Origin of the sequence: Mycobacterium farcinogenes (assembly GCF_019739075.1) — a bacterium.
Classification (GTDB): domain Bacteria; phylum Actinomycetota; class Actinomycetes; order Mycobacteriales; family Mycobacteriaceae; genus Mycobacterium; species Mycobacterium senegalense.
The window spans coordinates 3,560,030-3,579,431 of sequence record NZ_CP081673.1; the positions used below are offsets into that span (position 1 = coordinate 3,560,030).

At 65.1% G+C, this 19,402-nt stretch carries 19 protein-coding genes; 12 read left to right on the top strand and 7 right to left on the bottom strand.

Translation table 11 applies throughout. The annotated features are described in order from the left end of the window. Positions 1–78 precede the first annotated feature (78 nt). Positions 79–600, top strand: a complete 522-nt coding sequence (locus K6L26_RS16925; protein WP_036387446.1) for a nuclear transport factor 2-like protein — start codon at positions 79–81, stop codon at positions 598–600. Positions 601–737: 137 nt separating this feature from the next. Further along, positions 738–1,043: a hypothetical protein gene (locus K6L26_RS16930; RefSeq protein ID WP_019344038.1), complete on the top strand. Its 306-nt coding sequence runs from the start codon at positions 738–740 to the stop codon at positions 1,041–1,043. A gap of 62 nt (positions 1,044–1,105) precedes the next feature. On the opposite strand, the gene K6L26_RS16935 is transcribed toward K6L26_RS16930, so the two are convergent. Then, positions 1,106–1,993, bottom strand: coding sequence for an ESX-1 system-associated protein (locus tag K6L26_RS16935; RefSeq protein ID WP_064897867.1), 888 nt, complete (start codon positions 1,991–1,993; stop codon positions 1,106–1,108). Positions 1,994–2,213: 220 nt separating this feature from the next. On the opposite strand from K6L26_RS16935, the gene K6L26_RS16940 reads away from it, so the two are divergent. The 7 genes from K6L26_RS16940 to K6L26_RS16970 all read left to right on the top strand — a co-directional run bounded on the left by K6L26_RS16940 (position 2,214) and on the right by K6L26_RS16970 (position 10,168). Next, complete coding sequence (locus K6L26_RS16940; RefSeq protein WP_085141284.1) at positions 2,214–3,062, top strand: alpha/beta fold hydrolase; 849 nt, start codon at positions 2,214–2,216, stop codon at positions 3,060–3,062. Positions 3,063–3,077: 15 nt separating this feature from the next. After that, complete coding sequence (locus K6L26_RS16945; protein ID WP_064897886.1) at positions 3,078–4,142, top strand: isocitrate/isopropylmalate dehydrogenase family protein; 1,065 nt, start codon at positions 3,078–3,080, stop codon at positions 4,140–4,142. 120 nt (positions 4,143–4,262) lie between these two features. Then, positions 4,263–5,732 (top strand): MFS transporter, encoded by a 1,470-nt coding sequence (locus K6L26_RS16950; RefSeq protein ID WP_085141285.1) that lies wholly within the window; start codon positions 4,263–4,265, stop codon positions 5,730–5,732. Positions 5,733–6,156: 424 nt separating this feature from the next. Next, the gene (locus tag K6L26_RS16955; protein WP_234709329.1) at positions 6,157–7,185 is read left to right on the top strand and encodes an ABC transporter ATP-binding protein; all 1,029 of its coding nucleotides are present in this window, start codon (positions 6,157–6,159) and stop codon (positions 7,183–7,185) included. Between the two features lie 66 nt (positions 7,186–7,251). Continuing rightward, entirely contained in the window at positions 7,252–8,445 is a 1,194-nt protein-coding gene (locus tag K6L26_RS16960) for a polyamine ABC transporter substrate-binding protein (protein ID WP_064897869.1), read from the top strand. 5 nt (positions 8,446–8,450) lie between these two features. Then, positions 8,451–9,326, top strand: a complete 876-nt coding sequence (locus tag K6L26_RS16965) for an ABC transporter permease (RefSeq protein ID WP_019343167.1) — start codon at positions 8,451–8,453, stop codon at positions 9,324–9,326. Then, on the top strand, positions 9,323–10,168 hold the full coding sequence (locus tag K6L26_RS16970; protein WP_085141214.1) for an ABC transporter permease: 846 nt from the start codon (positions 9,323–9,325) through the stop codon (positions 10,166–10,168). The genes K6L26_RS16965 and K6L26_RS16970 overlap by 4 nt, the downstream gene beginning before the upstream one ends. A 15-nt stretch (positions 10,169–10,183) precedes the next feature. On the opposite strand, the gene K6L26_RS16975 is transcribed toward K6L26_RS16970, so the two are convergent. Both K6L26_RS16975 and K6L26_RS16980 read right to left on the bottom strand, forming a co-directional pair. Next, positions 10,184–11,017 carry an EamA family transporter gene (locus K6L26_RS16975; RefSeq protein WP_085141286.1) on the bottom strand — a complete coding sequence of 278 codons (834 nt, stop codon included), beginning with the start codon at positions 11,015–11,017 and terminating at the stop codon, positions 10,184–10,186. A gap of 35 nt (positions 11,018–11,052) precedes the next feature. After that, a complete protein-coding gene (locus tag K6L26_RS16980; protein WP_085141287.1) occupies positions 11,053–11,670 on the bottom strand; it encodes a TetR/AcrR family transcriptional regulator in 618 nt (205 codons plus the stop codon). 152 nt (positions 11,671–11,822) lie between these two features. Here K6L26_RS16980 and K6L26_RS16985 point away from each other — a divergent pair, with 152 nt between their 5' ends. From K6L26_RS16985 to K6L26_RS16995, 3 genes are all read left to right on the top strand, one after another. Further along, positions 11,823–13,175 (top strand): aromatic ring-hydroxylating oxygenase subunit alpha, encoded by a 1,353-nt coding sequence (locus K6L26_RS16985; protein ID WP_019343171.1) that lies wholly within the window; start codon positions 11,823–11,825, stop codon positions 13,173–13,175. A gap of 43 nt (positions 13,176–13,218) precedes the next feature. Beyond that, entirely contained in the window at positions 13,219–13,683 is a 465-nt protein-coding gene (locus K6L26_RS16990; protein WP_064897875.1) for a hypothetical protein, read from the top strand. Between the two features lie 123 nt (positions 13,684–13,806). Continuing rightward, on the top strand, positions 13,807–14,226 hold the full coding sequence (locus K6L26_RS16995; protein ID WP_221853414.1) for a GtrA family protein: 420 nt from the start codon (positions 13,807–13,809) through the stop codon (positions 14,224–14,226). A gap of 27 nt (positions 14,227–14,253) precedes the next feature. Here the strand turns inward: K6L26_RS16995 and K6L26_RS17000 are convergent, their stop codons facing one another. The 4 genes from K6L26_RS17000 to K6L26_RS17015 are packed head-to-tail and all read right to left on the bottom strand — an operon-like array spanning position 14,254 to position 19,401. Further along, positions 14,254–15,471 (bottom strand): acyl-CoA dehydrogenase family protein, encoded by a 1,218-nt coding sequence (locus tag K6L26_RS17000; RefSeq protein ID WP_221850865.1) that lies wholly within the window; start codon positions 15,469–15,471, stop codon positions 14,254–14,256. Next, a complete protein-coding gene (locus K6L26_RS17005) occupies positions 15,468–16,826 on the bottom strand; it encodes an LLM class flavin-dependent oxidoreductase (RefSeq protein ID WP_280639577.1) in 1,359 nt (452 codons plus the stop codon). Before K6L26_RS17005 ends, K6L26_RS17000 begins: the two co-directional genes overlap by 4 nt. Positions 16,827–16,834: 8 nt before the next feature. Then, positions 16,835–18,538 carry a dipeptide ABC transporter ATP-binding protein gene (locus K6L26_RS17010; RefSeq protein ID WP_221850869.1) on the bottom strand — a complete coding sequence of 568 codons (1,704 nt, stop codon included), beginning with the start codon at positions 18,536–18,538 and terminating at the stop codon, positions 16,835–16,837. Continuing rightward, positions 18,535–19,401, bottom strand: coding sequence for an ABC transporter permease (locus K6L26_RS17015; RefSeq protein WP_019343177.1), 867 nt, complete (start codon positions 19,399–19,401; stop codon positions 18,535–18,537). The genes K6L26_RS17010 and K6L26_RS17015 overlap by 4 nt, the downstream gene beginning before the upstream one ends. Position 19,402 lies beyond the last annotated feature (1 nt).

Consider the following 19,402-nt stretch of genomic DNA (forward strand, 5'->3'; position numbering starts at 1 on the left):
TCTGTATATTAGTTGTGTGCGCCACGCCACACGCGCTGTCGGTCTGGCCCTACCGCTCCTCGAACGATAAGGACCGCAATGGATCTCGTTGATCGGATCGCCAAACACCGCCGCATGGCGGAAAGCTACCGGGACAAGTACGTGCTGCGAAAAGTCCAGGAAGGCGAGTCATACGACGAATGGGAATTCACTGACGACGCCGTGTACACCTCCCCCTATTTCGTGGCCGGGCAGGAACTCGTGCTCAAGGACGTCGCGACCTCCTTCGATGTGGCCGCCACTGTCGAGGCCAAGGCCTATTCAGTGGTCTTCCCCGACTGGAAACCCGTCGATCACAAGTTCTGGCCTGCCGAGAACGGCCTCGTCATGCGCTATCGCTGGGAGGGCACCACCGCTGCGGGCGAGACGATGGGCTTCTACTCGATCAGCTTCATCGACACCAACGACGACGGCCAGATCACCCATTGGTCTACCTACGTCAACGACGAGGAATACGGCCCGTTCCTGGAAAAGGCCATCGGTGCCCGCGGCCCCTTCCATGGCGACGAATACATGGAGGCCCTGGCTCGCCACTTCGAAAAGCACAACCTGACCTGGTAGACGCAGGCCGGTGCTCGAACCGTTATCGATCGCACAGCCCGTCCCCACAGTAGCCACAGGGCAAACCCATCCGGCCGAAATAGCTTTGCTCCGCGTGCGGCAGCGACCGCCGCACCATTCAGAAACGGAGTAGAGCAATGGGTTTCAAGAAATCCGTGGGCGTATCTGTGCTGGCGGCAGGAATCGGGGTCACCGGGTTGCTGGGTGTCGGCATCGGTACCGCCGTCGCCGATCCCGGCCCCGGCTGCGACCGTCCTGGTGCGCCGTGTGAACACCGCGACGACCGCGGGCCTCAGGGCGGTGACTGGCACGGCCGCGGAATCGATGCGGGGCGTCGCGACCATCAGCCATTCGAATGGAACGGGCAGCGGGTCACCCCGATGCCTGCCGGAGACGGCCGCGGCTGGGGCTTCTGGTTCCTCGGCACCTGGATTCCGCTGTAACCGAACCGATTTCTGGTGGGGCACCATCCCCAAGTGCCCCACCAGATACCGGGTTCGGATGCTCAACGGGGCGTCGAGCACACAGCTTTCACTGCACCGTCCATCGCCGTGGCCGCAGTCCAACTCGCGTGGTCTGCAGGTTCGAACTTCGGCAGCTTGGCGGCATAGTTGTCGACGTAACGAGACTGTGCCCGCAAGAGACCGGCCAGAAGCGGATCGTTGGACTCGTCTGCCAGACGGCGCAGCTCGACGGCCTCCTGCCGCATGACAGGTATAACCGCCATCGTCACCGATCGTTGCTTGGGCGACCAGCGTGCGGCAGCCACCCGATGATCCGTCTTGGCCCAGGCCTGCTGCTTGCCGTCGTATCCCGCACTCACTCGCTGCCACCGGACGCAGACTGGATCCGGTTTCGCCGCCGCAAACGCCTGGGCAGGCTTGGCGCCTGGCCGATCTTCGCGCACAGACGATGAAACTGACTCGGCAGGAACGGGTTTCGCTGCACTCGAGGTTGCCGGCTCGGCGGCTGGAGTCTTTTCGCCGTGCGCCGATGAGGTGACTGCGATGGCGCCACCCACCAGCAACGCGGCGGCGGTGGCCATCCCGACCACCGTTCGAGTCCTGGGACGTCGGGCCGGACCGGCATGCCGGGCACGCAACGACCAACGGTTGCCGCCACCAGCACCTCTGAGCGCGACATTGAACGCCGCCTCCGGCCGGGCCCGCAGTTCCGCGACGGCCACTTCGACAGCGGCGGTGGGTGTCCCCAGATCGGTCAGTACCTTCACAAATCGTGCCACCGGCACAAGATCGCGTCCGTAGAGGTTCACTTGCGGTCGCGTTGCCGGCAGAAACCGTTCCACCAGATCCTCGCGCAACTGCGAGGACCGCGCGACTTCGGCCGCAGTCAGCCACTGTCCCGGAACATCTTCTGCCCCAATCCCGGTCATCCAGATGTTCCTTCCTACAGACACCTGACGATTGGTACCGCATCCTGAGCGTGCGCGGCAACCGGGCAGACGCCGATCGGCGCCACGTTGCCGTCACAAGTTGGCCACCGGAAGGTCACGGCTATCGACAGCGGGATCTCCTGGCAAACAACCACTCTCGTTTCCCCCGGGGGAAGCTGACCCCTGTCGCCGGCCCCGCCGGCTTGGCATGATGCACGGTATGGATCAGTTTCGGCGCGGAAAATTCGTATTCGACGTCATCGATCGCGGCCCCGCCGACGGACCGGTGGTCGTGCTGCTTCATGGGTTTCCACAACAGAACACCAGCTGGGAACCGATCATCTCCGTGCTCACCGCAAACGGGTTCCGGTGCCTGGCGCCCAACCAGCGCGGATACTCGCCGGGGGCCCGCCCGCATCGTCGTCGGGACTACCGTGGGACAGAATTGGTGGAGGACATCCTCGCGCTGATCGACGCGAGCGGGGCCGCTCGAGTCCATCTCATCGGACACGACTGGGGTGCTGCGGTGGCCTGGAGCCTGGCGGGCCAGGCGCCTGAGAAGTTGGCGTCGTTGACGGCTTTGTCGGTGCCCCACCCGCTCGCGTTCCTGCGGTCGCTGCTGACGAGTCGCCAGGGCCTGGTGTCGTGGTACATGTACGTCAATCAACTGCCCTGGGTGTCCGAACGCTTGTTGCTCGGCCGCGACCGCCGCGGCAAGGCCATCGTCAAATCGTTGATCTCCAGCGGGTTGCCGGCCGAGGCGGCCAAACGTGACGCCCGCGCCATGGCCGAACCCGGGGCCCTGAGCGCGGCGCTGAACTGGTATCGCGCCATGCCGTTCAGCGGGTCGGGCCTTGGCGATGCGCACGCCATCACGGTGCCGACCCTGTATGTCTGGAGTGACCGCGATATCGCCATCACCGCCAAACCGGCGCTCGACACCGCGAAGTACGTGAGCGCGCCCTACCGATTCGAAACGCTCGCCGGGGTCTCGCACTGGCTGCCGGAGGAAAAGCCGGCGGAGATCGCCGAGATGTTCGTGCAGTGGGCCACGGCTCATCCCGTTTGAGTGGAAGATGGCGGTGTGCTGACTCTCGGTGTGCTCCTCGGCGACGGCATCGGACCTGAGATCGTGGATTCGTCAACTCGGATTGCCGAACAAGCCCTGGCCGGCGTATCGGTCGGTGTCAGCTGGCGTGAACTGCCCTTCGGCCTCGAGGCGATCAGCGAGTTCGGAACCCCGCTGCCGGAGCCGACGCTGGCCGAACTCGACGGGTTGGCCGGATGGATACTGGGACCGCACGACAACGCCGGGTACCCCGAGCAGTTCCGCGGCACACTGTCGCCGGGCGGAGCAATCCGCAAGCGCTACAACTTGTTTGCCAACATCCGGCCCGCACGGACCTTGAGTGCATCCGTCGGGGCGGTGTGCCCGGATCTGGACGTGGTCATCGTCAGGGAGAACACCGAAGGCTTCTATGCCGACCGGAATATGTACGACGGTGCAGGCGAATTCATGCCCACGCCGGATGTCGCGCTGGCCGTCGCCGTGTTCACCCGCACGGCCTGTGAGCGAATCGCGCATCAGGCATTCCGGTTGGCCGCCGCCCGCCGAAAGTCCGTCACCATCGCGCACAAGACGAATGTCCTGGCCAAGACCACCGGGCTGTTCCGGGACGTATGCCTGGCGGTCGCCGAGCACTACCCCGAGGTGGAAGTCCGCGGTGAGCACATCGACGCACTCGCGGCGCGGTTGGTGAGCCACCCCGGCGAATTCGATGTGATCGTGGCCGAGAACATGTTCGGTGACATCCTGTCCGATCTTGCCGGGCAGTTGAGCGGTTCGCTGGGGATGGCACCGTCGATCAATGCTTCCCACACTCACGCTATGGCCCAGGCGGCTCATGGGTCCGCACCCGACATCGCCGGACGCGATGTCGCCAACCCGGTCGCGATGATCCTGTCCACCGCGATGCTGCTGCGCTGGCTCTCAGGTCAGGACACCGGTACTCCGGCGCTCGGCGTCGCCGCGGATCGCATCGAGAACGCTGTCCGGCGCGTCCTCGATACCGGTGTCGGCACGGCCGACGTCGGTGGTAACGCATCGACGTCGGAGTTCACCGCGCACGTGCTGGCAGCGCTGGGGTGACCGCCGTGGCCGGTCGGTGAACGCGATACGCCTATTCGACAACCCACCCGGTGTGCGGGCATGTGCCCCACGATGGCCATAATCGAGAACGCAAAGACTACCTATGGATCGGAGCGGGTCGTGGCCAGGACCGAAACCGACCGGTCCGGCTCCCTGGCAGCGCCTCAGAGGCCACGCCGCCCCGGAGTCCTCATCGCCGGACTGAGCCTGGTGGCTCTCACTGTCGCGATCCTGCAGACCGCTGTGGTCCCGATCCTGGGGATCATCGCTCACCAGCTCAACACCTCCTCGGTGGCCGTCAGCTGGGCTGTCACAGCCAACCTGCTGGCGGCGGCAGCGTCCACCCCGCTGATCGGCCGGCTGGCCGATCTCTACAGCAAGAAGCGGGTCCTGCTGGGTGTGCTGCTGGTCGTGTTGGCCGGCTCGGTGCTCGCCGCGGTGACCGCATCGGTACCGCTGCTGGTGGCCGCCCGCGTCCTGCAGGGCGCCTCCTACGCGCTCTACCCGATCAGCATCGCGATCCTGCGCGAAGAGCTGGCCGAGGATCGCCTGGTGGGCGCGATGTCGGTGTTGTCCGGAACGCTGGGTTTCGGTGGTGGTGTCGGCCTCGTCGTGACGGGCCTGCTGATGACCGGGGACGCGGGCTATCACCGGGTGTTCTGGCTGACCACAGTATTCACCGCCGTCGTCATCGTGGTCGCGGTGGTCGTCGTGCCCAACCGCCGGCCCGACGCCGGCGGCGCGATCGACTGGCTGGGCGCAGCCGGTCTGGCGATCGGTCTGTCGTCAGTGCTGCTCGCCATCACCCAGGGCAATGCCTGGGGCTGGGGCCATCCGGGCACTCTCGGGTTTCTGATCGGTGGCGCCGGCGTGCTGATCAGTTGGTGGCGGTGGGAGCGACGTGCCGCCGACCCTCTTGTCTCGACCACGATGCTGGCCCGACGGCCCATCCTGCTGACCAATCTGGCCACGATCCTGGTCGGAATGGGCTTGTACTTCTCGTTCCTCGGCCTCACCCAGTTCGTCCAGATGTCGCGTCAGGCCGCCGGATACGGATTCGGCGCGACCGTGCTCCAGGCCAGCGTCTACTTCCTGCTGCCCGGCGCACTCACCGGATTCCTGGTGGCGCTCGTCAGCGGCCGCTACATCGACCGGTACGGCGCCCGCAGGGTCCTGGTCGTAGCCGCTGTCGCCGGTATCGCCGGATTCGTCATGCTCGCCGTCGCGCACGACCGTCCCTGGCAAGTCGTCCTGGCCGGTGTTCTGGCCAACGCCTACATCAGCCTGGGCTACGGCGCGCTGCCCGCACTGGTCGTCAGTGAGGTGGACAGCGGCGAGACGGGCATCGCCACGAGCATGAACGCCATCGCACGAACGATCGGCAGCTCGGTGGCCGCCGCCGTCGTCGCCGTGCTGCTCGGACATCGCCTGGTGCCGTCCGAGGGCAGCTTCGTCACGATCTTCGTCGCCGGCGCGGTGAGCGCAGGCTTGGCGATGGCCCTAATCGCGGTGTCGCGCGCACCCGACCGTCACGGCGAATCCGTACACACCATGTCGGAGTCCCGGGCGATGAACCACGAGTGGGGCTGATTCGCACAGTCCCGGGTTTCCGGCCGGAACAGTGTGCCGAACTGCCAAACTTGAGCCGAGCCACTCATCCCCGCAGCGCCTCGGCCTGCCTACACGTGCCGTGGCCGAAACCCTGCCGCGCTATGGAATCACGCTGCCAAGCCCCTTGAAACAAAGGATTCCATTGAAAAATTGTTAATTCATTGCGGAATCCCTTGCGCAGGTCGCCGCAATCCGCGATTGTTTAGCGACAGCTTGCAGGCTGCACCGGAGGAGGAGACCGCTGACCGGCCCAGATATCACCACCGTCGACGCATCGACGGGACCCGACGCACCGCGTAGCGGCTCGCCCGTCATCGAGATCGACCACGTCACCAAACGGTTCGGCGACTACATCGCCGTCGCCGAGGCGGACTTCTCGATCGCGTCAGGCGAGTTCTTCTCGATGCTCGGCCCGTCGGGCTGCGGGAAGACCACCACCCTGCGCATGATCGCCGGATTCGAAAGCCCGACCGAGGGCGCGATCCGGCTCGAAGGCGTCGACGTCTCGCGCGTGCCGCCGCACAAGCGCAACGTCAACACCGTCTTCCAGCACTACGCGTTGTTCCCGCACATGACGGTGTGGGACAACGTCGCCTACGGGCCGCGCAGTCAGAAGAAAGAAAAAGCCGAGATCAAACGCAGTGTCGACGAGCTGTTGGAGATCGTGCGGCTCTCCGACTTCGCCAAGCGCAAGCCCGGCCAGCTCTCCGGAGGACAACAGCAGCGGGTGGCACTGGCCCGGGCCTTGGTCAACTATCCCAGTGCGCTCCTGCTCGACGAGCCGCTCGGCGCCCTCGATCTCAAATTGCGCCACGCCATGCAGTTCGAACTCAAACGCATCCAGCGCGAAGTCGGCATCACGTTCATCTACGTCACCCACGATCAGGAAGAGGCGCTCACCATGAGTGACCGGATCGCGGTGATGAACAACGGCAACGTCGAACAGATCGGCAGCCCCACCGAGATCTACGACCGCCCGGCGACGGTGTTCGTCGCGAGCTTCATCGGTCAGGCCAACCTGTGGCCCGGCCGCCAGACCGGCCGGAGCAACCGCGACTTCGTCGAGATCGAGGTGCTGGGTACCACGCTCAAGGCCAAGCCCGGCGACACGACGATCGAACCCGGCGGGCACGCCACCTTGATGGTCCGCCCCGAGCGGGTGCGTGTCTCGATCGACCAGCCGACCGGTGACGTCGCCACCGTTGCCGCCACGGTCAAAGATCTCACCTTCCAGGGTCCGGTGTTACGGCTTTCGCTTGCCGCACCGGATGATTCGACGATCATCGCCCATGTCGGCCCCGAGCAGGACCTACCACTGCTGCGCCCCGGCGACGCGGTGCACGTGAGCTGGTCACCGGAAGCGTCGCGAGTACTTCCGGCAGCGGACATCCCCACCGCGGAAGACCTCGAAGAGATGCTCGACGACACGTAGGCACGCTCCACACCCCTCTCGAACCCCTGACATCCGGAAGCGCCCGAATTCACCGAAAGGTCGCCCATGCCTGACAACATCGACCCCCGACTGCTCGCCCGGCTGACCGCGAATCGCACATCGCGTCGCCGATTCCTGGGCGGCGGTGCCGCTGCCGCCGCCGCACTGGCCCTGGGCCCGTCAATCCTCGCCGCCTGCAGTTCCGGCGAGAAATCCAGTGCCCCAACCACTTCAGCGGCCCCCGACGACGGATCACCGGCCACCGGCACCGTCCGCATCTCGAACTGGCCGCTGTACATGGCTGACGGCTTCGTCGCGGGTTTCCAGACCAAGACCGGCCTGACGGTGGATTACAAGGAAGACTTCAACGACAACGAGCAGTGGTTCGCCAAGGCGAAGGAACCGTTGTCGCGCAAGCAGGACATCGGTTCCGACCTCGTCGTGCCCACCGAGTTCATGGCAGTGCGACTCGCCGGGCTCAAGTGGCTCAACGAGATCAGCGATTCGCGCGTCCCCAACAAGAAGAATCTGCGCGACGACCTGCTCAACTCGAAGGCCGATCCCGGGCGCAAGTACACGGCTCCCTACATGACCGGCATGGTCGGTCTGGCTTACAACCGGGCCGCAACCGGTCGCGACATCACCAAGATCGACGATCTGTGGGACCCCGCCTTCAAGGGCCGGGTCAGCCTGTTGTCCGACGTCCAGGACGGGCTCGGCATGATCATGCAGTGGCAGGGCAACTCCGTCGAGAACCCGACCACCGAAGCCGTCACGAAGGCCGTCGATTTCATCCGCGAGCAAAAGGACAAGGGTCAGATCCGCCGGTTCACCGGCAACGACTACGCCGACGACCTCGCCGCGGGCAACATCGCTGTCGCCCAGGCATATTCGGGTGACGTCGTCCAGCTGCAGGCCGACAATCCGGATCTGAAGTTCATCGTGCCCGAGTCCGGCGGCGACTGGTTCATCGACACCATGGTGATCCCGTACACCACACAGAACCAGAAAGCCGCCGAGGCGTGGATCGACTATGTGTACGACCGCGCCAACTACGCCAAGCTCATCGCGTTCACCCAGTTCGTGCCCGTGCTGTCGGACATGACCGACGAACTCGCCAAGATCGATCCGAAGGTCGCCAGCAACCCGCTGATCAACCCGCCGGCCGACATCCTGTCGAAGCTCAAGTCGTGGTCGGCACTCACCGATGAGCAGACCCAGGAGTTCAACACTCTCTACGCCGCAGTGACCGGAGGCTGACGCCGATGGCGGGAGTGGCCACAAGCAGCCGGCAGCGAAGCAAGATCGCGCCCTACCTGATGATCCTGCCGGCGTTGGTATACCTCGGGATCTTCTTCGTGGTGCCGTTCTTCTCGCTGGCACGGACCTCGTTGTCGACGTCGGGCGGGTCGGTGTATCTGCCGACTCTGGAGTTCGATTGGAACTTCGGCAATTACACGCACGCGTTCAGCCTGTACCAGGATCAGATACTGCGATCCTTCGGCTACGCGCTGGTGGCGACCGTCGTGTGCGCGGCGCTGGCGTTTCCGTTGGCCTACGTGATCGCGTTCAAGGCGGGCCGGTACAAGAACCTCATCCTCGGGCTGGTCATCCTGCCGTTCTTCGTGACCTTCCTGATCCGCACCATCGCCTGGAAGACGATCCTGGCCGATGACGGACTGGTGGTCAGTGCACTGGGCTCGATCGGCCTGCTGCCCAGCGAGGGACGGCTGCTCTCGACGAGCTGGGCGGTGATCGGCGGCCTGGTCTACAACTGGATCATCTTCATGATCCTGCCGCTCTACGTGAGCCTGGAGAAGATCGATCCGCGCCTGATCGAGGCCTCCAAGGACCTGTACTCGTCCAACCGGCGCAGCTTCACCAAAGTGATTCTGCCGCTGTCGATGCCGGGCGTTCTGGCGGGCAGCATGCTGGTATTCATCCCGGCGGTCGGCGACTTCATCAATGCCGACTACCTCGGCAGCACCCAGACCAGCATGATCGGAAACGTGATCCAGAAGCAGTTCCTGGTGGTCAAGGACTATCCGGCCGCCGCCGCGCTCAGCATGGTGCTGATGGCCATCATCCTGGTCGGCGTGCTGCTCTACACCCGCGCGCTGGGGACGGAGGATCTGGTGTGACCACTCAGGCCATGACCGAGCCGCTCGAGCAGCCCGTACGCAGGACCGTCAAGGGCTCGCCCAGGTGGGGTGACCTGGTGCTGCGGCTTGTCGCGGGGCTGGTGCTGTTGTACTTGTTTCTGCCGATTTTCGTGATCGTGCTGTTCTCGTTCAACGACCCGGCAGGCAAATTCAACTACACCTGGCAGGGCTTCACCCTCGACAACTGGGCGCACCCGTTCAAGTACCCGGCGCTCACCGAGGCATTGAAGTTGAGCCTCAACGTCGCCGCGGTGTCGACGGCGGTTGCCTTGGTGCTGGGCACATTGGTGGCGATCGCCCTGGTGCGACAGCGATTCCGTGGACAAAAGGCCGTCGATACGTTTCTGGTGCTGCCGCTGACCGCTCCCGAGGTGGTCATGGGCGCCTCGCTGCTGACGTTGTTCCTCGATCTGGGATGGGCCACCGGCTACACCACGATCGTGCTGGCCCACATCGCCTTCCAGGTCAGCTTCATCGCGATGACGGTGCGTGCCCGGGTACGCGGATTCGACTGGACCCTGGAAGACGCGTCGATGGATCTCGGCGCGAGTCCGGCCCGGACGTTTTTCAAAGTGACTCTGCCACTGATCGTTCCGGGCATCGTCGCCGCGGCGATGCTGTCGTTCGCGCTGTCCCTGGACGACTTCATCGTCACCTACTTCGTCAGCGGCTCGACGGTCACCTATCCGTTGTATGTCAACGCGGCGGTCAAAGCTGCGGTCCCACCGCAGATCAACGTACTGGCCACGGCCATCCTGGTGGTGAGCCTGTTGCTGCTCGTTGCCGGAACGCTGTACCGGCGCAAGCGGATCGACGTCTGAGCCGGCGGTTTCTCCTCAACCGATCTCGGTCGGGATCGGCGCGGCGCGCGCTCCCGTGCGTGCCGCCCCGATCCCCGCTGCCACCACGAGACAGATTCCGATCACGGCAGCCGGGGCCGGGATCTGGTGAAGCAGCGCGAGACCGACCAGCATCGCGAAGGCGGGCTCCAGGGCCATCAACGTTCCGAACGCCGCCGCGCTCAGATACCGCAACGCAGACATCTCGAGAGCGAACGGAACCACCGGCAACAGGATTGCCAGGCCCACACCGATCAACAGCAGTTGCGGTGTCAGCTGGGGAGCTACCGATGGACCGACGAAGGCCGTGGCAACCAACGCGGCGACCGGCATGGACACCCCGAGCCCTTTGATGCCGGCCACCTCGTCGCCGACCCGTTGAGTCAGCAGGATGTAGCAAGCCCAACACAGCGCGGCACTCAGCGCGAAGAGCACACCGACCGGGTCGACGTCGCCCGTCCAGGGCTCGGTGAGCAGAACGACGCCGGCGGCCGCCAGCCCGGGCCACAGAATCCGGTTGCGCCCCTTCCCGTGTGCGACCGCAACCCCGAGCGGGCCGAGAAACTCCAGCGCGCTGGCCGTGCCGAGCGGGATCCGCGCCAGCGCCGCCATGAAGAGCATCGTGACTCCGGCCGTGACGACGCCGAGCGCGACACAGGTCCAGAACGCGGACTTGGTGAACGCCGACGGTCGCGGCCGCACGATCACGAGCATCAGGACGCCGGCCCATGCCAGACGCAGCCACGCCGCGCCCTCGGCACCTATCTGGTCGATCAGACCGACAGCCACCGCCAGGCCGGTCTGCACGCACAGCATGGAGGCCATTGCCATCAGCGCGCCTGTGCGCGCTGGGTGACTGGACTTGATCACGGGTTTTTGCTCTTGGGCACGACGATATTGGCCAACACCATGCGAAGGAACGGCCGATAGACCGCCTGGTCGTCCAACAAGCTGTTGAGGGTGACGCCGTCGTTGGCGGCCAGAATGACACGTGCCAGGTCCAGAGTCGGGATGCTCACGTGGCCCCCCAGGCGGGCTGCGCCCTTGTCGATATAGTCGGCCAGCGCGCGGACCGTCTCTTCCCGTTGCGCGGCCACACGCTCCCGCGCCTGCGGATTGCGGAGCAGGAACAGCGTGTACTCGGATCCGAGGACAGCGCGATCGGGGCCTTCGAGGGCGACAAGATCCCGCCAGCGATCACCGAGTTCGTCGGCATCGAGATCCTCGAGCCGGTGAAACGTCGCGATGACGTCGGCGAAGCCGTCGAGGAATTGTTGACGCTGGCGTTCTACGACCGCCAGGAACAACTCGGCCTTGCTGCCGAAATGTGAGTAAATCGCGCCGCGGGTGTATCCCCCGACCTCAGCGATGTCCTCAAGCGCAGCACCGTCAAACCCTTTGCGCGCGAAGACCTCCTCGGCAGCGTCCAGCAGGACATTGCGAGTGTGCTCCAAGCGGCGTTGCTTGGTCCAGCGTTCGGCCATGAGACCCATCCTGTCAAAGGTCGTCGCACTTGTGTTTTACCGGCTCGCAGCGCTCATATTCATCCTTGTATTGAATATACGTCTGTGTATAGTAGTGACCGCAGTCACAACTGACACCTCACCGCCCACGTATCGATCGAGGAGGTCCGCCCGTGCAGACGGCACGCCCCGGAGATTGGGTCGAGAACGCCACCGGCCTTGATGACATCTCCCCCGACGCGTATCGGATGGAGATACCGACCAGTCGCTATACCGCACCGGAATTCGTTGCCCAGGAGCGTGATTCGATCTGGCAGAAGGTTTGGCAGGTCGTCGGCCGGGTCGACGAGTTGACCAACGCGGGCGACTGGAAGCAGTACCAGATCTTCGATCAGTCCTACCTCATCGTGCGCGGTAAAGACGGGCGGCTGCACGCGTTTGTCAATGCATGCCGACATCGAGGAAACGTGCTGTGCCGCGAAGCCCGCGGGAATGCCAAGCGCGGCTTTCTGTGTCAGTACCACTTGTGGTCCTACGACCTCGACGGACGACTCAAAGGCATGCTCCGCGAGGCGTTGGCCGGGCCGATCGACAAAGACAGCCATGGGTTGATCGAGGCCGCGGTGGACACGTTCGCGGGTTTCATCTTCCTCAATCCGGATCCGGACGCAGCGCCGCTGGCCGATTTCATCGGCGAAGAGGTCGCGACCATGCTCGCGCCGTACCATCTCGACGAGATGGTGACCGTGATGGACGTGACCGAGGCCATCGACTGCAACTGGAAGGTGGTGCTCGACGCCTTCCAGGAGGGCTACCACATCGACGGCATCCACCCCCAGCTGTTGCGTGTGATCAACATCGACCCGGCCACGAGCCGGTACCGGTTCTTCGAGCAGCACAGCGTGTCGATGGCGCCGTTCGACGTCGTCGGCGCCACCCCTGAACAGCAGGTCGACGGGATCATGGACCTGCCGGAGACATTTCCCTCCACCGTCGCGGTCATCCCCCGCTTCCAGGAACTCGTTGGGAAGTACCGCGACGTCGACGGAACGCTGAATTTTCCGGACGGCGTCACCGCTCGCACGCTGATGCAGAAGGCGACGCGAGACACGTTGACCGCCATGGGTCTTGACGTCAGCGGGCTGACCGACGCTCAGATGAGCGACAATCACGGCTGGGTCTGGTTCCCGAATTTCTTCATGACCATTCGAGCCGGGGAAGCGCACATCATCATGTCGCTGCCTCACCCCGACGGAGACCCCAACCGGTGCATCTGGCACGTCGCCAGCTACATGTGGCTGCCGGAGGAAGCCAAGGCCGCGTTCACCGCTGAACCGATCGTCGTCGACGAACCGGGCAGCTTCAAGTATTTCGAGGCGCTGCAACAGGATTACGAACAGATGCCGCGCCAGCAGATCGGGTTGCGCAACACCGCACTGAAGCACATGGCATTGGTCAAGGAAGAAGTGGTCATCGCCCACTTCCATTCGGTCATCGACAAGTACCTGGCCGCCGCCGGCGCCTGATCCGCGCCGACTTCCAACCGATCACAGAACAGGAAGATCTTCGTTGAAAGATGTCCGTGAAGTTGTCGACGAATACAGCGGCCGGTGCCGTGCCGTGGTGCAGTACGCGGCCACCACCAAACAGTTGGTGGAAGCCGCAAAGCAGCCCGGATTCGGGGTCGAGGGCTGGGCCGCGCTGGCCGACTTGGTCGCCGTCGACGAGTTCGAACGCATCGGCAATTTCAAAGAGGTGATGAACTGGGAGCAGTACACCGATTTCATGACCAACTGGGCCGTGGCGTCCGACTGGCACGGCTTGTTCAAGCGCGTGAGCGAAATCGACGGCGTCGTGTTCCTCGAACTCGAGGAACACACGAAGATGGGTGACTTCGAATCGGTGGTGAACTCGATATCCGTGTACGAGTTCACCACCGATGACAAGATTCGTCACATCGACCTCTACCTGCAGATGGCGCTGCCCAATACCGAGATGCTGACCAGCTACGACGGGGTGGCGATCTCGGAGTGAGGTGCCTGCGCCGGCAGGCGGTGAAGTTCGCCCGGTGCTCATGGTCCCGACACCTTCCGATGCCACCGTGTCCATGTGCGCAGCGAACCGAACCGGGTATCGCCGGCCGAGCGATTCCACCACATGTGTGTGGTGGTGGCTCGAGCCCTGCCCGCGCCACTGAATTCTTTTGTGGCGCCGACATTCCTCGGCTTCGCATTGATCAATACCTTTACTTTCGGTGTCGATCTGACAGTGCTGACGGTGCTGCACGGCGGGTTCCGGGCGCCACTGCCGGTCGCGGTGACGGTGGGGTACGCCGTGGCTTTCGGCTTGGCCTACTACCTGAACCGGACACTGAACTTTCGCTCGCACGCTGCTGTCGGTCCGCAATTGACGGTGTATGTCGTAGTCGTCGTGATCAACTACCTGGCGTTCATCCTGGGGGTGTCGAGTGCGCTGGCGGCCGTAGGTGTCGAGTATCACCTGGCCCGGATCGTCGCCGGCGGCTGCGAGGCGGTCTTCATGTACAGCGCCATGCGCTGGGTGGTGTTCCGTAGCTGATCCGCCGCGGTAGGTGGCCCGGCCGGATCAGAAATACCCGCTGCCCGGTAGCCGGGTGCCCCGCACATGCAGGACACCGAGGGCCTGTGCCTTGTATGACGCCGGGTTGTGTGAGGCCAGCGTCCGGATGTTGCGCCAATGCCGATCGAGCAGATACGACTGCCGCACCACAGACGCCCCGCCGACATCGAAGATCTGCGACGCGGCCTTCTGCGCCAGCCCGTCGACGACGATCTTGGCCGCGGCGGCCTGCGCGGACGCCTCATGGGCCAGTTCGAGACCCGGATCGGTGCCCGCCGTGTCGGCCTCGAATGCCGTTGCGAGCGCATCGGCTGCGGCCAGTACGGTCGCCTGACCGGCGAAGGCCGCCGCCGCGATCTCGCCGATCTCCCGCTGCAGCAGCGGGTCATCGGCAGCCGTCGGGTTGGGCGCCCAGGCGAAGCTACGCGGCCGCTGCAGAACGTGCGCCACCGCATCATTGCGAAGCGCATGCACCACACCGACTTCCAGCGCCGTCACATACAGCTGGAAGAACGCGCCCGACAGATACAACGACTGTTCTTCGTCGTCGGCGTTCGGCGGGGCGAACTCCAGCACCTCATCAGCCGATACCGCGATGTCCTCGAACGTCGCGGTCCCCGTCCCAGTGGCACGCTGACCCATGCCGTCCCAGTCGTCGATCACCGTGAAGCCGGGCCGGTCGGTAGGAATCAGGACGATCACCGACGCGCCCTCGGGATTGCTGGCCAGCACCTCGGCGTAGTCCGCGTACAGCGTGCCGGTAGTGAAGAACTTGCGTCCGTTGAGTCGGTACCCGTCACCGTCGCGGGTGAGTCTGGTCTGCCAGCTGAATCCGCCGGCCGGAGCGGAGCCCAGTTCGGTCGAGGCGTTGCCCACAATCGCGCCGGACAACGCCAGCTCGGTCACCCGGCGGCGCTGCTCGACATCGAGTCGCAGCCGCTCCTCCACGTGCGAGAAATGCCCGCGCAGGATGTGAGCGACGTTCACGTCGGCCGTGGCCAATTCGATCACCAGGGCGAACAGTTCCCGCAGCGTCGCGCCACCGCCACCGTCGGCACTGGGAACCCGCAGGGCGCCCAGCCGCTCGGCCCGGATGAGTTCGATTGCGGCGAAGGGCCGTTCGCCGGTGCGCTCCCGCTCCAGCGCGCCCTCGCCGATTGCGGCGATCAGGTTGGTGAGCCGCTCCGACCCGTAGGTGACGGATTGAGCAGTGGTCGATGTCATCGGATTGCCTCCTGGTTGGCGTGGCGGTAGCGGGCGGCGCGGTGAGATTCGGGCAGTCGGGCGCCGCGCCCGAACAGCTTGTGGCGCAGGGTTCCCTCGTCGTACGACGTCTTGTACACGCCGCGCCGCTGCAACTCCGGCACCACGTGATCGACGAAGTCGACGAAAGACCCCGGGGTGATCACATTGGTCAGGTTGAATCCGTCGACATCGGTTTCCTCCACCCATTCCTGCAACTCGTCGGCCACCTGGCTCGGCGAGCCAACGGTGAATCCGCCCTCGGCGTCGATGGCTTTCGCGTCGATGAAGTCGCGCAGTGTCCACTGCCCCTGGCCGAACATCTCCACCGAGGACTTCAGGAACTCGTTGTCGGTGACCGCAACCGGATCGTCGAGATCGAAGCGGGACAGGTCGGTTCCCAGCCATCCGGACCACAGGGCCAGGGCACCTTCGGGATCGGTGTAGCGGCGGAACTCGTCGTAGCGGGCCTGCGCGGCCTGCTCAGTCGCTCCGGTCACCACCACATGGCCGTTGACGATCTTGACGTCATACGGGTCGCGTCCGGCCGCCGCGGCACGCCCTCTGATATCGGCCACTGCCTCGCGCAAGATCTCCTTGGTTGGTGCGCCGATGAAGATCACCTCGGCGTTCTCTGCACCGAACTGCCGACCACGGCTCGAGGCCCCGGCCTGGTACAACACCGGGGTCCGCTGCGGCGATGGCTCACACAGGTGGATACCGGGAACTCGGAAATGCCTGCCGTCATGTGCGATCGGATGCACCTTGGCCGGATCGGCGTAGTTGGCCCGGCCCGGTTCGACTCCGACAGCATCGTCCTCCCACGAGCCCTCCCACAGTTTGTACAACACCTCGGTGTACTCATCGGCGATGTCGTAGCGATCGGCGTGCGGGGTGATCGTGTCCAGGCCGTGGTTCTGCGCGGCGCTCTCCAAGTAGCCGGTGACGATGTTCCACCCCACTCTGCCCTTCGTGAGGTGGTCCAGGGTCGACATCCGGCGCGCGAACGAATACGGATGCTCGAATGATGTGGCAGCAGTGACGCCGAAGCCGAGGTGCTCTGTGACAGTGGCCATTGCGGGCACAACGAGCAACGGATCGTTCACCGGGACCTGGGCGCCCGAACGCAGCGCCGCTGTCGGGCCGCCCCCGTACACGTCGTAGATGCCGAGCACGTCGGCGATGAACAACCCGTCGAACAGCCCCCGCTCGAGCACCTTGGCCAGGTCCAGCCAGTAGTCGATGTCCTTGTAGCGCACCGCCTGCGATTCGGGATGGCGCCAGGTGCCCGCCACGATGTGGGCGACACAATTCATGTCGAAGGCGTTGAGCACAATCTATCGGGTCACGGCAAACCTCCGGCAATGGGTTCGGGCTCACCGGTCGGCAGACTGGCGAGCAGTTCACGGGTGTAGGGATCCTGCGGGTCGGTGAAAATGTCTGCCGCCGTCCCGGACTCGACGACCCGGCCCCGCCGCATCACCAGGACCCGGTCGGCCATGTGGTGGATGACTCCGAGATCGTGCGAGATGAACAGGTAGGACAACCGAAGTCGGTCCTGCAGGTCGTTCAACAGATCCAGTACTTGCGCCTGAATGGTGACGTCGAGTGCGGAAACCGGCTCGTCGCAGACGATTACGTCCGGCTCAGGGGCCAGCGCCCGGGCGATCGCAACCCGCTGTCGCTGGCCACCGGACAGCGACAACGGCCGGCGATCCAGATGCTCAGGACTCAACCCTACGTCGGCGAGCAGATCCTCAGTGCGGCGCCGACGCGCTTCGACATCCGAAAACCTCTGGGCCGGTAGGGCGTCGGAGATTATCCGTCGCACCGTCCAGCGAGGGTCGAAGGAGCTCAGAGGATCCTGGTAGACCACTGAAATCCGGCGGCGCCGGGGTCGCCGCTCGGATTCGGTGGCCCGACTCCATGGCTCACCGGCCAGGAACACACTGCCTTCATCCGGATCGAGCAGGGCCAGCGCCAGGCGTGCCGTGGTGGTCTTACCCGAGCCGGATTCCCCCACGATCCCGAGCGTCTCACCGACCCGCAGGGTGAACGACACACCGTCCACAGCCGTGCGGGACACCCCGTCGGGACCGGTGAACCTCTTCACCAAACCTTCTGCCCGCAGCAGGATTCCGTCATCGGGCGGGGTCTCGCGAGTCACCTGGTGCCCCGGGCGTGGCGACGCGGTCGACAACCGAGTGCCCTTGCGGTGAGCCGCGGGTACCGCATCCAGTAGCGACTGCGTGTAGGGATGTGCCGGCGCCGAGAGCACCTGAGCCACGGAACCCTGTTCCACCACATGGCCGTCGCGCATCACCGCCACCCGATCGGCCAATCGGCTCACCACCGCGAGGTCGTGGCTGATCACGAGGAGGCCGGTGCCACGATCCTTCATCTCCGCAAGCAGGTCGAGGATCTGCGCCTGCACGGTGACATCCAGCGCGGTGGTCGGCTCGTCGGCAATGAGCAGCGGCGGGTCCAGGGCGATCGCCGAAGCGATCAATGCCCGTTGCCGTTGGCCGCCGGACAACTCGTGTGGGAGTTGCCGGGCCCGCAGCTCTGGGTCCGGCACACCCACGGCCGTAAGCAGTTCGATGACCCGTGCGGAGCGTCGCGTGCGGTTGCCGAACCGGTGCAGCCGCAGCGTCTCGGCGATTTCGCGGCCCACACTGCGCAGCGGATCCAGAGACACCAGGGCGTCCTGCAGCACGAAACCGGCCTTCTTGCCGCGCACCGCCCGCCAGTCGCGATCGCGGTATCCCAGTACCGATTCGCCTCCTACGTCGAGGCGGTCCGCCCTTACCCGCACCGACGAAGCTGCGCCGGTCAGACCCAGCAGAGTGCGCGCGGTCACGCTCTTGCCGGAGCCGGATTCGCCGACCAGCGCCAGGCACTCCCCAGCATCGAGATGGAACGAGATCCCATGAACCACGCGACGGCGCGCGCGGCCGAGCCCGAAGGAGACTTCGAGACCCGAAACATCGACCAGTCGGTCCGCCCGCTCCCCGGCGGTTCGAGGCCGAGCGGGCAGTACGTCGGTCATGTCAGCCGTCCTTCCAGGCGTTGCTGCAGGTAGCGGCCTACGACGGTGACTGCGAGGGTGCAGCCGACGATCGCCAGGCCCGGGAACACTTCGAGCCACCAAGCTGTGGACACGAAGTCGCGTCCGGCGTTGAGCATGGCGCCCCACTCGGGTGCCGGTGGGGCTACGCCCAGCCCCAGGAAGCTCAGTGAGGACGCCCACACGATCGACTGACCCACGCCCATGGTTCCCAGGACCACCAGGGGGCGCATCGCGTTGGGAAAGATGTGGTGGCTGACGATGCGATGCGGTGGATGCCCGAGAGCGATTGCCGCGCTCACATATCCGGAGTCCTTGACCGCCAGCACCTGCCCCCGGATCATCCGCGCGTACCCCGCGGCCGAACCGATCGCGACAGCGACGATCTGGGTGGCTGCGCCCGGGCCCAGCATCGCGATGAACAGCAGCGCGACCAGCATGCCTGGCAGGGCGAGCACAATCTCGAGGAAGCGGCTGATGGCTCCGTCGGTGAGCCGGCCGCCCAACCCGGAAGCCAGGCCGAACACGATCGCGACGCTCAGCGCCAACGCGGTGGCCCCGACCCCGATCGCCAGCGAGCTCTGCGTGCCGTAGACGACACGGGTGTAGATGTCGCGTCCGGACGCATCGGTACCGAACCAGTGCTCCCAGGACGGGACCTGCAGCGGTGTCTCGATATCGGTGTCAAACGGCGACTCACTGGTGAACAGCGCCGGGGCCAGCGCCCAGGCCAGCATCATCGCAAGGTACGCACCGGCGATCCACACCGCCGGTCGGAACCGTCCGCCGGCCCAGACACCGCGGCCCGACCCCGCCGCGGGTCGGTCGATGATCCGCACAGCCATG

Coding starts and splice junctions, on each gene's coding strand:
- K6L26_RS16935 (WP_064897867.1), bottom strand. CDS start 1,993: ATGACCGGGATTGGGGCAGAAGATGTTCCGGGACAGTGGCTGACTGCG.
- K6L26_RS16980 (WP_085141287.1), bottom strand. CDS start 11,670: ATGGCCGAACGCTGGACCAAGCAACGCCGCTTGGAGCACACTCGCAAT.
- K6L26_RS16975 (WP_085141286.1), bottom strand. CDS start 11,017: ATGGCAATGGCCTCCATGCTGTGCGTGCAGACCGGCCTGGCGGTGGCT.
- K6L26_RS17000 (WP_221850865.1), bottom strand. CDS start 15,471: ATGACATCGACCACTGCTCAATCCGTCACCTACGGGTCGGAGCGGCTC.
- K6L26_RS16930 (WP_019344038.1), top strand. CDS start 738: ATGGGTTTCAAGAAATCCGTGGGCGTATCTGTGCTGGCGGCAGGAATC.
- K6L26_RS16995 (WP_221853414.1), top strand. CDS start 13,807: ATGTGTGTGGTGGTGGCTCGAGCCCTGCCCGCGCCACTGAATTCTTTT.
- K6L26_RS16965 (WP_019343167.1), top strand. CDS start 8,451: ATGGCGGGAGTGGCCACAAGCAGCCGGCAGCGAAGCAAGATCGCGCCC.
- K6L26_RS16925 (WP_036387446.1), top strand. CDS start 79: ATGGATCTCGTTGATCGGATCGCCAAACACCGCCGCATGGCGGAAAGC.
- K6L26_RS16955 (WP_234709329.1), top strand. CDS start 6,157: ATGCTCGGCCCGTCGGGCTGCGGGAAGACCACCACCCTGCGCATGATC.
- K6L26_RS16940 (WP_085141284.1), top strand. CDS start 2,214: ATGGATCAGTTTCGGCGCGGAAAATTCGTATTCGACGTCATCGATCGC.
- K6L26_RS16960 (WP_064897869.1), top strand. CDS start 7,252: ATGCCTGACAACATCGACCCCCGACTGCTCGCCCGGCTGACCGCGAAT.
- K6L26_RS17010 (WP_221850869.1), bottom strand. CDS start 18,538: ATGACCGACGTACTGCCCGCTCGGCCTCGAACCGCCGGGGAGCGGGCG.
- K6L26_RS17015 (WP_019343177.1), bottom strand. CDS start 19,401: ATGGCTGTGCGGATCATCGACCGACCCGCGGCGGGGTCGGGCCGCGGT.